13 protein-coding genes and 1 pseudogene are annotated in these 12990 nt (G+C 53.9%); 5 read left to right on the top strand and 9 right to left on the bottom strand.

Annotated features, from left to right (window positions below; genetic code table 11):
- Positions 1 to 235: 235 nt before the first annotated feature.
- Positions 236 to 931, bottom strand: a complete 696-nt coding sequence (locus tag TBK1r_RS22895; RefSeq protein ID WP_419580296.1) for a class I SAM-dependent methyltransferase — start codon at positions 929 to 931, stop codon at positions 236 to 238.
- Between the two features lie 128 nt (positions 932 to 1059).
- On the opposite strand from TBK1r_RS22895, the gene TBK1r_RS22890 reads away from it, so the two are divergent.
- Positions 1060 to 1806 (top strand): methyltransferase domain-containing protein, encoded by a 747-nt coding sequence (locus TBK1r_RS22890; RefSeq protein WP_419580295.1) that lies wholly within the window; start codon positions 1060 to 1062, stop codon positions 1804 to 1806.
- A 222-nt stretch (positions 1807 to 2028) separates the two neighbouring features.
- Here the strand turns inward: TBK1r_RS22890 and TBK1r_RS38980 are convergent, their stop codons facing one another.
- Positions 2029 to 2757: a mercuric transporter MerT family protein gene (locus tag TBK1r_RS38980; RefSeq protein WP_419581591.1), complete on the bottom strand. Its 729-nt coding sequence runs from the start codon at positions 2755 to 2757 to the stop codon at positions 2029 to 2031.
- 126 nt (positions 2758 to 2883) lie between these two features.
- On the opposite strand from TBK1r_RS38980, the gene TBK1r_RS38975 reads away from it, so the two are divergent.
- Entirely contained in the window at positions 2884 to 3048 is a 165-nt protein-coding gene (locus tag TBK1r_RS38975) for a hypothetical protein (RefSeq protein WP_419581626.1), read from the top strand.
- Here the strand turns inward: TBK1r_RS38975 and TBK1r_RS38970 are convergent.
- Positions 2986 to 3219: pseudogene (locus TBK1r_RS38970) on the bottom strand (hypothetical protein); the annotation flags it as partial. The gene TBK1r_RS38975 and the pseudogene TBK1r_RS38970 overlap by 63 nt on opposite strands.
- 230 nt (positions 3220 to 3449) lie before the next feature.
- Here TBK1r_RS38970 and TBK1r_RS22880 point away from each other — a divergent pair.
- Positions 3450 to 3788 (top strand): YnfA family protein, encoded by a 339-nt coding sequence (locus TBK1r_RS22880; protein WP_145215944.1) that lies wholly within the window; start codon positions 3450 to 3452, stop codon positions 3786 to 3788.
- Positions 3789 to 3795: 7 nt separating this feature from the next.
- The gene (locus TBK1r_RS22875; RefSeq protein WP_145215942.1) at positions 3796 to 4200 is read left to right on the top strand and encodes a heavy metal-responsive transcriptional regulator; all 405 of its coding nucleotides are present in this window, start codon (positions 3796 to 3798) and stop codon (positions 4198 to 4200) included.
- A 186-nt stretch (positions 4201 to 4386) separates the two neighbouring features.
- Here the strand turns inward: TBK1r_RS22875 and TBK1r_RS22870 are convergent, their stop codons facing one another.
- Genes TBK1r_RS22870 through TBK1r_RS22860 form a run of 3 tightly spaced genes read right to left on the bottom strand, consistent with a single transcriptional unit; the run spans position 4387 to position 7355 of the window.
- Positions 4387 to 5097 carry a hypothetical protein gene (locus TBK1r_RS22870; RefSeq protein ID WP_145215939.1) on the bottom strand — a complete coding sequence of 237 codons (711 nt, stop codon included), beginning with the start codon at positions 5095 to 5097 and terminating at the stop codon, positions 4387 to 4389.
- 3 nt (positions 5098 to 5100) lie between these two features.
- Positions 5101 to 6291, bottom strand: a complete 1191-nt coding sequence (locus tag TBK1r_RS22865; RefSeq protein WP_419580294.1) for a prenyltransferase/squalene oxidase repeat-containing protein — start codon at positions 6289 to 6291, stop codon at positions 5101 to 5103.
- Positions 6292 to 6344: 53 nt separating this feature from the next.
- The gene (locus TBK1r_RS22860; protein ID WP_145215936.1) at positions 6345 to 7355 is read right to left on the bottom strand and encodes a DUF1559 family PulG-like putative transporter; all 1011 of its coding nucleotides are present in this window, start codon (positions 7353 to 7355) and stop codon (positions 6345 to 6347) included.
- 444 nt (positions 7356 to 7799) lie between these two features.
- Between TBK1r_RS22860 and TBK1r_RS22855 the strand changes: the two genes are divergently transcribed.
- Complete coding sequence (locus TBK1r_RS22855) at positions 7800 to 8063, top strand: hypothetical protein (protein ID WP_145215933.1); 264 nt, start codon at positions 7800 to 7802, stop codon at positions 8061 to 8063.
- 11 nt (positions 8064 to 8074) lie between these two features.
- On the opposite strand, the gene TBK1r_RS22850 is transcribed toward TBK1r_RS22855, so the two are convergent.
- The 3 genes from TBK1r_RS22850 to TBK1r_RS22840 are packed head-to-tail and all read right to left on the bottom strand — an operon-like array spanning position 8075 to position 12943.
- Complete coding sequence (locus TBK1r_RS22850) at positions 8075 to 8371, bottom strand: DUF2149 domain-containing protein (RefSeq protein WP_145215930.1); 297 nt, start codon at positions 8369 to 8371, stop codon at positions 8075 to 8077.
- Positions 8361 to 8945, bottom strand: coding sequence for a MotA/TolQ/ExbB proton channel family protein (locus TBK1r_RS22845; protein ID WP_145215927.1), 585 nt, complete (start codon positions 8943 to 8945; stop codon positions 8361 to 8363). The genes TBK1r_RS22850 and TBK1r_RS22845 overlap by 11 nt, the downstream gene beginning before the upstream one ends.
- 2 nt (positions 8946 to 8947) lie before the next feature.
- Positions 8948 to 12943: a cobaltochelatase subunit CobN gene (locus TBK1r_RS22840; protein WP_145215924.1), complete on the bottom strand. Its 3996-nt coding sequence runs from the start codon at positions 12941 to 12943 to the stop codon at positions 8948 to 8950.
- Positions 12944 to 12990 lie beyond the last annotated feature (47 nt).

The following is a 12990-nucleotide window of genomic DNA, read 5'->3' as shown; positions in this document are numbered from 1 at the left end:
TCGCACGGTTGGCTGTCCCTTCTAAAGCCAGATTGGGAGATGGGCGTAGCGGATAATTCGCCTGTCGCGTCGGCTGTTTATAAATGTCAATTCCAACGGCGAAAACCCGGCGAGTTTTCCTTTCACGAAATCTCGAATCCTGTCAATGACTCGACGATAACTGAATCGGTCCAGTTTTGATGATTGGCACGGTCTCAGAAAACGGGGCCTTCCTCACACTATTGAGTGCAAAGTCCTACTCATTGACCTGTCTCTTGAAGAGAGCGTAGAGATAGGGACGCGAGTCGCCCGCTGGATTGATATAGGTATAGTCCTCATGTTCAACAAGCACGAACTCTGGTCCCATGCGTCGCGACATTTCATCGACGCAGTAGCGATGGAGTTCAAGTCCGGCACATTTGGGGGCACCCGCAAGCGAAAATTCTGCCAGCAATGCGTACCCTCCCAATCGGATGGTTGACTTCAGATTGGAAAAATACGTTTGGATATCCTCTTCATCGAGCAAGAAATGGAGAACAGCCCGATCAATCCAAAGGTCTACTTGCGAAATTCCCTCGGGCAAGGTTTTTGAAATGTCGTGACGAAGAAACGTCAGTTTTTCGCCAGTGCCGACTCTGCGACGCAGCCTGCTCAGGGCTTCCTCGCTGACATCGTTCAACACTAGCTTGTGTCCCCGGCTTAGCAGTTCGTCGACAAGTTTTGAAGTGCCTGCACCGGGCAAGAAAACCTGCCTGGACTCGCCGAGCGGGATTTGAGCGAGAAACTTCAGCGTCTGCGTCACATCGCCTTCGTACCAACCGAGCTCGGGGTCGGTTTTGGTGGAGAAAATTTTGTTCCAGTGTTCACTTGGTGAGGGCATACTGATTCTCTGATTACCGCTACAATGATGGGAGACGATTGTTGCGATCGTTTGGGAATGTCGACCCAGCATCGCATTCGTATTGTCGCGTGTGCGATTCAGGCAAAGTGGAATCTAGTCACACCACGAAAGTTTACCAGACCCGTGGAACAACGACCGAACTGACGAAATATCGATCCTCATTCAATAGGTTGTGGAAAGTGAATGATGATTTGTGCGGAAAGGCCGAGCAACGCGAACAAGTCCAGGAACTCTACACCGCACTTGCTTTGCACCCAGAACGAGACTTCGGCTGGGGCAAGGGGAGGGAGAACGCACGTAGCCTGGGTTACCGGGATCAATGGCTCGACCGTTTGTCCGACGACGTTTGGGAGTCGGCTGCAGCGGTCGGCAATCCTTTCAGTCTCGGGCCAATCCAGTGGGGTGAGACAGTGCTTGATCTCGGCTGTGGGGCGGGGGCGGATGTTTGCGTGGCAGCCATCCTGGTTGGTGAGCAAGGACAAGTCGTGGGGATCGACATCACATCCGCAATGGTTGAAAAAGCGAGAGCCAACGTCCAAAAGGCGGGCTTCACCAATGTCCACATTCACCAAGCCGACATTTCAGAAATCCACCTCGAAGATTCCTCCGTCGACGTCGTGATATCGAATGGTTCGCTCAATCTCTCGTCGGCAAAGTCATGCGTGTTGAAGGAAGCATTTCGGGCACTCAAGCCAGCAGGGCGACTGCACATCGCCGATATGATTCGCAGCGGAGAAAACCAGTCATGCGATGCGAGCACGGATGACTCTTGGGCCGATTGCGTCGCCGGTACGTTGACCCCAGAGCGTTTGGTGGAAATGATTAAGGAAGCCGGTTTCGTAAACGTACGCATGGTCGAGACAACGAAATACCGCACTTCGCGATGCACCGTAGGGGCGTTGTTCTATGCCGAAAAACCCGGTTGATCGCGATCGCAATTTCCCTTGAGTTACTGATGCCTTTTCTGTATCTCGGTGCTGCCCCAACGTTGTCGGTTCCCGTGCCCGGAAAGGCGCAGAACTCAGGCTGGCCGGCGATCCGGGGCAGGCCGCGCCGCGGTGGCAGCAGGTATTCGATCTGGATGTACGAACAGCGAAATGGCTGGAGCCGCTAGTCCAGTTCATACCTCAGGGACTTCTTCCCAAAATTCACTCGGGTGGCAAAGAACCGCTGTAGCCTGCTTTTTGGAGCGACTCCAGGACATCTGCTTGAGGGAATGGACAGCAACTTTCGCTTCCAACGATTGCCTCGCCTTTTTGATAGTCCACTTTCACCGCCAATACACCGGGCGCTGACTTGATCGCATCAGCAACGAGCGCCGAGCATCCTTCGCACGTCATTCCCTCGATTTTGATAACGGTTTGTGTCATCTGTTCTGTGACCGTGGTCGTGTCGCTTCCATTGACGAATACTCCGACGCAACTCGGGAAAAATAGGAATGCGATTGCGGCCGCAGTCACGATCCACAGCATTACTTTGTTGACCGTCAACATGCTCAGGGTTGATCTCGCGGCGGTATCGCAACAAGCGTCACCACCGCTGGCCTCTGTGACGCAGCAATCCGAGTCCGATGATTTTGGACGATACGTAAAGTAAAACGCGGCCCCGAGAAACCCAATCGTGATAACCATGAAGTACGGACGATACTCTTCCAATGTTGATGCAATCCCTACCCCTGACACACCAACAGCTAACAGCATGAGCGGCAACCAACAGCAGGCTGACGCCAAGATTGCCGAAACGAGTGTTCCGACCTTGGCAATGGTTTCGCCTTTGTGACGCGATCGCCTTGCGGTCAGTTCGGAAGGTTCGGTTTCCAAGCCGCTCATGTCCAATTCAGCCTGAGCAATCTTGATGCCTTTGCCGACGTTTCCCAAGCAGCACGAGCCGGAAGGATTCTCCGTCTCGCATCGGCATCCGGGGTCTTTCATCTTGGCCCGTATCTCCGGCAGGGCTTCCGTGCTACCCGATCGCCGAAGCTCGTCTTTGATGCTCGATACCGAATGTTTGAAGCAGTAGCAGAGCGGTCGCTCGCCTTTCGTCTCTTTGACGCCAACCGAAACTTTGAGCTGGGATTTCGTGAAGACCGTATCGCCTTGTTCTGCAAAGTACACCACGTCGCAATCTACGGAATCGCAAAACCGCCAGCCAGTGTCGCCCTGAATTGAAACGCAGCCTTCACCTTTTGAAGCACAGTAGGATTGGTCATCCGTCTTGAATTGCTGGGCAAACTCATCGTTGAGCAACGCTCCAAGCGTGACCGTACTCACTCGCTTGGCTTTCTCGTGACAGACTGGGCAGAGCAGTTGTTTTTTCGTCGTTGATACAGGATTCGTCATTTTTGATCCTCGCTGTGGCAGTCGATTGCTTCTTGCCCTTTGGCTGTTCTTTACCTATTATCGACCTTGCACCCTGGTGCAAGGTCAAGTCGGATCGAGATTTTTTCTCTTTGTCTGCCGGGCGAAGAAGTGTTGTGGGTGACCTTCGGCTGAAATGGCCAAAATCTCCGCCTCATGGATCACCCTATAACTGAGCCGAACGAGCAAGAAACCAAAGACAGGAAACCCTGATGACAACATTGGCCATACTTCGTTCGCTGATTCTTTTCGTACTCGCCGGACTTTGCGAGATCGGTGGCGGTTGGCTTGTCTGGCAATCACTGCGTGAACACAAGCCTGCATGGTGGGGTGTGAGCGGCGGGGTCATCTTGATGCTCTACGGCGTCATCCCCACGCTCCAAACGGCGCACTTCGGTCGAATCTATGCCGTTTACGGCGGGTTCTTCATTGTGCTGTCGCTACTCTGGGGCTGGTATTTCGACGGCGACCGTCCAGACCGTTTCGACGTGATCGGAGCAGCTATCGCTCTCGTCGGGGTTTGCGTGATGATGTATTGGCCACGCTCTTGAGGTTTTCATGCCAGCACAATACACAATCAGCCAACTGGCCAAGGCCGCTGGCATTCCGGCGACAACCGTTCGCTATTACGAGCGAATCCGGTTGGTCGTGCCGGAGACGAGAAGCTCAGGAAATTACCGGCTCTATGGCGATGAAGCTCTCAAGAAACTGATGTTCATTCGCGCCGCTCAGGCAATCGGCTTTACACTGGAAGACATCAAGTCGCTGTTGTCTACCGAGAGTGGCAAGACGCCAACCTGCGGCAGTGTGCAGAAATTGATCGAGACCCGATTAGCGGACATCGAAGAAAAGCTCAAGGATTTGCGGCACGTTCGCAGGGTGTTGAAGTCTGCTTTGGCACAATGTCACGAACAGAAGAAGTCGGACCGTTGCCATGTCGTGACAGAGCTTCGCGCAAAGTAGCCTGAGACGCGGAGTCGGACGTGCAAAGTTTTCGTTTAACCAACCACTCAGAGAAACTGCGATGTCTGCGAACACGGAGAAACGGATTACTGATTATTCTTCGTCGTCGCTCCCGACGGTTTGTGCTATTGCGTTGGCGAAGCACTGAATTGAGTCAAGTTCGGTTAGTTCAGCAGCGGCACAGTGCTACGATTCGCCGTAGGCGACTACGTGCCATTGTGTTGAAAGAGTGGCGTATTTGCTTGGCAAACGGTTCTCTTCAAGCCCGGAAACGTACTCTTGTGGAACGGATCCCTCGCGGCTCCAGTGCAGCCAAACACCCGCGTCAGTGCCGCCCAGTTGAAACAACAGGCTCCGGTTATCGGATCGTTCGACGGCCGCAACAACCGTATCGGTTGAAGCGACGGGATAGGGATTCAGCAGCAACAACACGCGGGGCTGACCAAAGGGATAGGACGTAAACGGTCCCAAACCGTCGATTTCTCCATCTTCGCTCGGCCAGTCGAGATAGAGCCGTTCAGCGAGTGCATCAAGTTGTCGAACGTGCGATGCGGCTCTCCAGCGATAACCAAGCCACTGAATATTGTCTCGATTGACAAACAGACCACAAGCAATCGCTGCCACCAGACAATTCCATAGTCCGAAGCGCAACGTAAATCGGCGGCTTCGGACAATCGGCCAAGCACTTACAACCATGGCAATCACACCGACCAAGCAGAGCGAGATCGGACGAACCGCCATCGTCCGAAATGTCGGTTCGTGGCCGATTTGATCGACCAAGTTAGCCACCTTTGGATCCCAAAATATCCAAAACATCGTGCTCAGAAGAATGACCACATGAGCGATGATGGCGACAAGTTCGGTGCGATGGAAAATCTGGCGTTTTGTTTTCTTCACGCGTTACTCCGGTATTGACACAGCCTTGCCAGTCGTCTGAGCTGGCTTGGCATGACCGAGCGCCATTAATGCAAATGCCGTCGCGAGTCCTTTGTCATTCTCAAACCACCGACGATTATCGTTGCTCCAACTGCCATCTTCATTCTGTCGCTCTGCGAGTTCGTTGATTAGGTCGGCTCGCCAATCGTGAACGTTGCCGTCGCTGTCTTGGACGTTTGCGACACTGGCAGCGGAAAGGGCAGCAGCAAACGTGTGGTAGTAATAGTACAGTCCCGCCGTTCCCATACCAGGATTGTTGTCCAAGTCATAGTGGTCACCGATCCACTTCATCGCTGCCTTGACTCTGGGATCATTGCTGTTCAAGCCTGCGTAGATCATGCTCTTTAGCCCCGTGTAGGTCATCGAACCGTAGCTTCGCAGACCACCGTTGGACAAGTAGCGTTCTTCCGAAGTGCTTGGATCAATCTTTTCGGTCGGTATTTCGTAATAGAATCCACCATCGTTGATCTTGTCGGCGAACTGCGTGTCGTTGAACTTCGCATCCAAGTTCTGCGTTCGGGAAACGAACGCCAACGCGGCTTGGATCGCCGGATCGTTCGGATTGGTGTCAAGACTGCGGAGGGCTTCGATCAGGTAACCCGTGTTGGAAAGATCGGGGCGTCCCTTTCCGTCGTAGCTTGCGCCGCCATACCAGGGATCGGAAGGATCTTTCTCGGCCTTGCCATATTGAACGCCGGTAACAAAGTCCTTCGCTCGTTTCAAAATTTCGTCGTATTTCCCGGTAGCGTTCGCCTGTGAAAACGCCAACATCGCGACACACGTTTCATAATTTCGCAACCTTCCGTTACCGTAGATCCCCCCATCGGGTTTCACGAATCCTTCGAGTGCCTTCAATGCTTTGGCGACAGTCGGGTCCGACGGCGAGAATCCGTTTCGGATCGCCCCCGTCACGACCAACGCGGTCACACCTGGCCCGACACGCGGCGAAACCAAGCCCTCGTCGGATTGAGCTTCCTTCGCTAAATAACGAAATCCTCGTTCGACGATGGTTTGCCGCAGAGCCTCGGTCTGCGAAGTATCCACCTTCGTCGACTCAACGGCTTCTTGGGCAACAACTTGCCCGTAAACAAGCAAGGCGAAGAACGAGAAGACCAAACCGGATTGAACACACCGGATGAATTTTGCAGCATGCATGATTGTTCTTACGGAGGAATGATGTGTAGGGGAACAGGAATCAAGGCCAGCAATTACCAATCTTGATTGACGACTTCGTGACCACCCCGCGTTCCGACGTTTCGCCAGATGGTCAGGTCGACCGAGTCGGAAACGCTGCGAACGGATCCATCTAGCAGGGCGACTTGAACGAGGCCGGTATGATAACTACGCGAGGTAATCATCGCATAGGTTGGTTCGCCGGCGGAGCCGTTCTTTCCCTCCTGCCACGAGTTAAAGTCCATCTCTTCATACGTCTGACCGCCAGTGGTGTAGTGAACCTTGGTGTTGGGCGCTAGTGTCGTGGTGAAACCGGTGTGATGAACGCGGCCGTCTGGCCATTCGGTATGCCCGGTGTTCTTGAACTGCGCTCCGCTGGCGACGATCGCTTCTGCTTCCGCCTGAGTACTTGGGATCGCCGTCGTGACTGGCCCACCGTTGCGTGTGTAAGGCGTCCAAGCCTTCACTTCAGCGATCAGCAGCGTGTTCGATGTTCCATCCAGGCAATCGCGGAATCCAAGAAATGAATTGGGGAAGAACATTCCGTCACCACCCTTGCGAGTCGCCGGATCGTAAACATACCAACTGCCAAAGTTGAATCCGTAGGTGGTCGGATACAGCGACGGACGATTGTCGCTAAAAACACGAACTTGATCGGTTCCCGGATCGCTCGGGCAAGCGAACGTCGGAACCTTGACTTCGTGAATCGAATCTTGCCCATCCCACGCGAGCGACAAGTCCACTCGTTCGTACAGATTGGATTGTTCCAGTTGTGGGAGGACTCGACCATGAACACCCCAAGATCCGTTGTTGGTAGTGCTGGTGACGTTCAAATCCAGAATGGCTGACGGCGGGAATCTCTTGAACGCACTTTCATAGTTGTGACACGCGAGTGCAATCTGTTTCAGGTTATTGGAGCATTGCATTCGGCGAGCGGCTTCTCGGGCAGCCTGCACCGCCGGGAGGAGTAGACCAACGAGTATGCCAATGATCGAAATCACAACCAGCAGTTCGACGAGTGTGAATCCATTCCGGTGACTTCGCATTGAGGTTCCTTCGCTGGTTGAGTTTCATGGTGATAATCAGGTTTGAATCACGGCACAGTTTGTGCGTCGCCACAGCCATTGCAACGCACGTGCCAACTTCGTTTTGGATGGATTTCCCAAGAAAACGCTAGTCCCTCGAATTCAGCGAAGGCCTGCTGCGACGCATTTTCCATCGCCGGCGGCGGAAAAGTGTCCGCCGAGAAGTCTGTCCCATGACCCCAATGACCCACGGCCAAGCACGAGACTTTGCAAGAGACCACGTTCTTTCAATCCCTACGCTTCCGAATGCTGGTACCTTTTCTGGCCGCCGCGCCGTTGGCTACCGTCTTGGTGGCCACGGGATCGCTTGAGCTTGGCAGGCGTTGGGCGATGGCCGATGCGATAGGACGATTTCGCGGAATCGAAGCGACGGTTCGCGGAAGTCATTTTCCCTTAACGCCGTCGGTGCTCGACTCGATCGGTGGATTGACGTCAACCGAGTTATTGGCGTTCGGCAAGGACAAAAAACTCGTGACGACCACGCTTTCGATGCCGGGCGATCAGATCGACCTGCTTTCCGGTCAAGTGTCGGCCCTTAGGAAAGAGGAGGCTAACTTCCACGAAACCCCACTTGCCGCCGACGAACATCGATTTCTGGCGTACGAGTTTCAGCGTTTGCCTATGAATGATAATGCGCTATGGCATGGCTCATTCGGTTTCCTTGGCTAGCGACTTGCCTTTTAGTTGTTCGGATGTTCTGGCACGTAAATCACCTCGCCAGTCTTCAGTCGATACGCCATGCCGAGTCGTTCGCCTTCGCCACCGAGGGATTCTTCACTTACGCTGTATTTGGTCAACGGTTCACCGTCCGGTTGGATGACGCTGGCCGAATTGGGGGCCATCAAGGCAATCAGCAGCGCGACGACAAACACTAGCGAGATGTCAAACAGATTCGCAATGCCCGATAGCGGATCGTCGTCTTCGCTGCCTAACAGACGACGGTAGGCTTTGGCTGAGGTGTTGGACTTACAACGCATCGGCAAGGTACTCAATGTTGACCAAGTCGCTGGCGTACCATTGTCGTCGGACCAGCCACATCGCGTAACTGATCCCACCGATCGACATGCCCAAAACTGTGGTGGTAAACGCGACAACGAGATCTTCACTCATTGCCGTAAGATTGCCGTCGGATAATCCGACCAAAGCCGGGCCGAGCGGGATCAATGTGCCCATCAGTCCCAAGATCGGTCCGACACGAATTCCGAAACTCATCCGCGCAAGTCGTCGCGATGCGGCGAGTTCTTGATCGGCAACCAGCTTGGTTAGCGTCCGCTCCGATCGTGAAGCGGACTTCAATCGATTAGCAAAGTCACCCAATATTCCTGGATAATTGCAATCAGAAAAAAAAGCGTCAGCATCGAACGATTCGGAAGTCGTCGCCGCATCGAAAACCTCACGCCAACGTCTGCCAGATCGTCGCCGGTCGATCGCTTCACGCACAAACCCGCCCAACTGAAGCAAGCACATCAAGAACATCGCCAGCAACAGGACGATGACGGGGATCAACAACGCCGATGACAGCGTGTACAATATCGTGACGAGCGCTTTCATGGTCACGCGCCCCAACGAAATTGGTAGCCGACCAACACCAAACCAAGGCAAACCGCAGTCAACCCAAGAATGATAAGGTTAAACCGACTCAGTGCCGTGGTCGGCATCTCGACATCATCGCGTTGCCTCTCAACGAGCTTCGTACCCTCGATCGTTTCGACGTTTGCTACCGGCTTTGCCGACTCGGACTGTGTGCCTACTTTCGATGGAGTTTCGATAGACGCCTCGTTTGCCTTCGCCGCGTAACTGGATGCCAGCGTCTTTAGCGACTCGTTGCCTGGAGCTTGCAAAACCTCTTGCACGAATGCTTCCAGTTTGATGTTCCCACCGCCACGCAAGCCGCCACCCTCGCCATGGCGCACGACCGACTGCGCGTACTCCCGCGCGATCTCGCGAATCGTTTCCGAATCTGGCTGCCAATACCCTTTGCGGATCGTCTCCAGTAATACTTCTGTCATATCCTGATACGCGAACGGATTTTCTGACTCGAACCACTCGCGGATCGAAAGATTCTTTTTGTCACGAATGTACGTTTCGACGACCGCTTGCCACAAATCGTCACTAACGCTGCCCGGACGCATTACCTGCCAACCCATCGCGTTGGAAACATGCACCGCGACTTGATCCGCTCCGGCATAGCCTTCCTTCATCATGCCTTCGATCCACTTGCGATTCAGTAGCCGAACGCGAAAGTCCTTCCGCAATGCGTCTTCGGCTTGAACCATTCCCGCGTCGTCGCTGTCGCGAACATCCGACAAGTAGAACGACGGCTCCTTGCCAGCCAAATGTTTGACGGCCAAACACAAACTTCCGCCATGATACCAAGTGTATTTGTTGGACAGCGGGCTGCGTGTTCGATCGGACCAACTTCGCAGCACGATCTCGGTGCCTTGGATCTGTTGATTATAAGTCTCCACCGCCGCTTCGCCCCACATCCCGTCGGTGTACACGTTGCGGTGATGGCTCAGGTAGACTTCCATCAATTCTTCGCGACTGTCCCATCGGCCAGATTTTTCGATCAAGTAGTAATAGCCAGCGCTGCCGTATTGGCCTTCCGGATTTCCGAAAATTCTTGCCCTCGAAAGTGCCTTCGCCTTCTCTGGTTCAATGCCTTGTTTTTCTAGTTCGGATTGAACAAGCAAACTATTGCGGCGGACCCAGTTCTGTTGCGCCGGTTCGTCGGTCGAGGCGACCAATCGAATCGCTTTGTCGATCAATCGCATTCGCGTGGGCAACATGTCGCGATAATAACTCTGCCCGTCGATGAACACGTCAATCCGAGGCCGCCCAAGTTCATCAAGCGGAATCAGTTCGACGTCCGCAACCAAATTGCGAGCGTCCCAACGCGGACGCACGCCCAGCAAGTAAAAAATTTGGGACTCCATCACACCATAATCTTGGAACGTGGCGAATGAGTTGAGTGTGAAGCCAATTTTCTCCGGATGCTTACCGTTCGCCTTCCGCTCACCAGTCAATAGTTGATCGACAAGCTGCTTGCCCAGTTCCCACGACGGTCGTGTCGGCACTTCTTCCGGATTCATGACGTACATGTTGCGCCCGGTGGGGAGCACTGCGGGGTTGCGATCGGCGCTATTGCCGGGTCCGGGTGATATAAAGCGGCCATCGAGCGCGTCCAACAATCCTTCGATCTCGTGCGGAGTTTGGCGGAATCCGTCGATCAATCGCGACACCAATTCAAACGAATCTTGAAGTGAATCGGTCAAGCCTAACTCAGGAACTTCACCACCGACAGAGACGATCGCTTCAACGGGCGTGAAAGATTGCTCAACAATCAATTTCAAAATTCGCTCGCCACGGTTTCGCAGATATTTGTCGCGATCACCAGTCGAGAGGGCCTCTTCCGGTGGGACTTCGATGACTTCACTCAATGAGTTGAGAAACTCCTTTCGCAAGCAGGTGGCGAGATACGGAATCAACAAATCGTCGCGCGGTGGCTCGCCAAAGACGTGCAAACTGATGGGCGTCGTTTCCGTATGAATGTCGTGCAAGTACGCTAAGACATCCCGAACCTGCGATCCCGAGATCAGCTCATCATCGCCGAGCGTCCAGTGCAGATCCGTCTCTAAGTGTGCTTCACGGACTTGCTGCGTGATCGAGGCACGGAACTTGTCTTTGAGTGCTCCTTCGCCCAACGTGACCCACTTGTCAATGTCATCGTGCAAGTTAAGCAGTTCGTCGGAAAGTTCTGCGTTAACCGATGGCGGAACAAGATGGTCGATCAGCACGGCGGCCGCACGGCGGCGGACGGGCGATGATTCGCCGAGGTTGTTCACGACCCATAAATTGATATTGGGAATCGTACCGAGCAAGATATCCGGCCAATCGTGTTGTGAAAGTCCGGTCGGTTTTCCCGGCAGCATGAATTCAGAGCCGTGAGTTCCAAAGTGAACGACGGCGTCGGTTTTGAAACCTTTTTGCAACCAAAAGTAGGTCGCGAGGTAGTTGTGTGGCGGCGGGACGCGGAGGTCGTGAACAAGTGAAGCGTCGTGCGCTTCGCCGCGAAGTGGCTGTGGCAATAAGACGATCTTGCCCAGATCAATTCGTGGAATGACGATAAACTCCTCGCCACTATTCTTCCATGTCAAAAAGCGGCCCGGCGGCGGACCCCAGTAGCGATTGATGGTTTCTCGTTGAGCCTGGGGGACATGTTCATTGAACCATGCTTCATACTGTGATGTCGGTACCAAGATCGCTTTGCCGCTGCGGGCCAATCGGTCCAGTTCCGCCGGTGCCCACAAGCCGATCTGACGACCGCGATCCTGCATCCAGGCGAGCAATTGATCTTCGGTTTGCGGTAGCTCGCTGATCCCATAGCCGTCATTTTTCATACGCGACAAGATTTTTACCAAGCTGCGTGGCGCGTTCATGAACATGCCCGTCGCACTGCCTCGCATCAATTCCGCTTTGCCCATCTCGCGATCGTAGTAAACGAATGCGATCTTCTTGTCGGCAGGTTTGGTCATCGACAATTTGGCCCATGCGAGCGAACGTTTGACCAGATGTTCGATGCGGTCGGGAATTGGCAAGAATGCTTCTTCGCTGCCGCCGCCTTTGGTAGTCCCCGATGCGACTTGCGGTTCGATCGTGCCGAGCAATTCTTGACCCACGATTTGGAAAACCATTTCGCTGGACGTGAGCCCCTTCAGGCTCGTTTGCCACTTGTTGATAGACTGGTCACGAAAGAAGAGCGCACTGACGTGAGGCACGCCAAGTTCATCGCGATACGTCACTCGTTCGTTGCTGTGACACGGATGAACGACGACACTCGGTTTGAATTCTTTCAAGTCGGCTTCATAAGTCGGCATGTAGTCGACCATCGCTACGGCGAGCGCGCCTTGCTTTTCAAACTCGACGATGAGTGCTTCGACAACCTTTCGCTGTTGAAAGATCAAGTGCGTGGAGTGGACGGCAATGCAGACGCGCGGCACGTTGTCAATTGTTTTTTGCTGCGACGTCGCCCACCCTAAGAACTCGTCGACGTTGGCAAACATTTCATGATGATCAGGGTGGTACAAGCCCGTCAAGGCGGTATCGCTTTCGGCGGGTAAGATGTTGCCGGGGCGATCCAGAAACGTGACGTTGGTGTAGATCAGCAATCGGCGCAGGTTTTCGACGGAGTTGCCATAGTACGCGGTCACGTTGTCATCGTGCTCGATCATGCCCGATTTGGCAAGTTCAGGAAGCATCTTTTCGGCGGCACCGGAGATGGATACAATTCGCAGTCGCGGGTTATCGCGCTTACCGGTTTCGATCAGGCAACGTAGCTGCTCACGCGATTCGTCTCTCAAGTGCTGAGTGAAGACGATTGCAAAGCGTGAGAAGTCGACTGACTCGGTGGCGATCTGGTTGTCGTCGATGTATTCAACATTCAATCCTGCATCGACGGCGAGCGGTTCGATCACTCCAAAAACGCCACCGTGTAAACCGATGAACGCGATCGTCGGATCCTCGGCTGACGCTGCACCACTACATAGCATTGCTGCGACGAGGAAAATGTGGCTAAGCGGTCTCCGCCGAGCGACGT

The sequence above is a fragment of the Stieleria magnilauensis genome, assembly GCA_007753675.1.
GTDB classification, from domain to species: Bacteria; Planctomycetota; Planctomycetia; order Pirellulales; family Pirellulaceae; genus Stieleria; species Stieleria magnilauensis.
The sequence above is the reverse complement of the archived record's forward strand: the minus strand, read 5'-3'. Positions and strand labels throughout refer to the sequence as shown.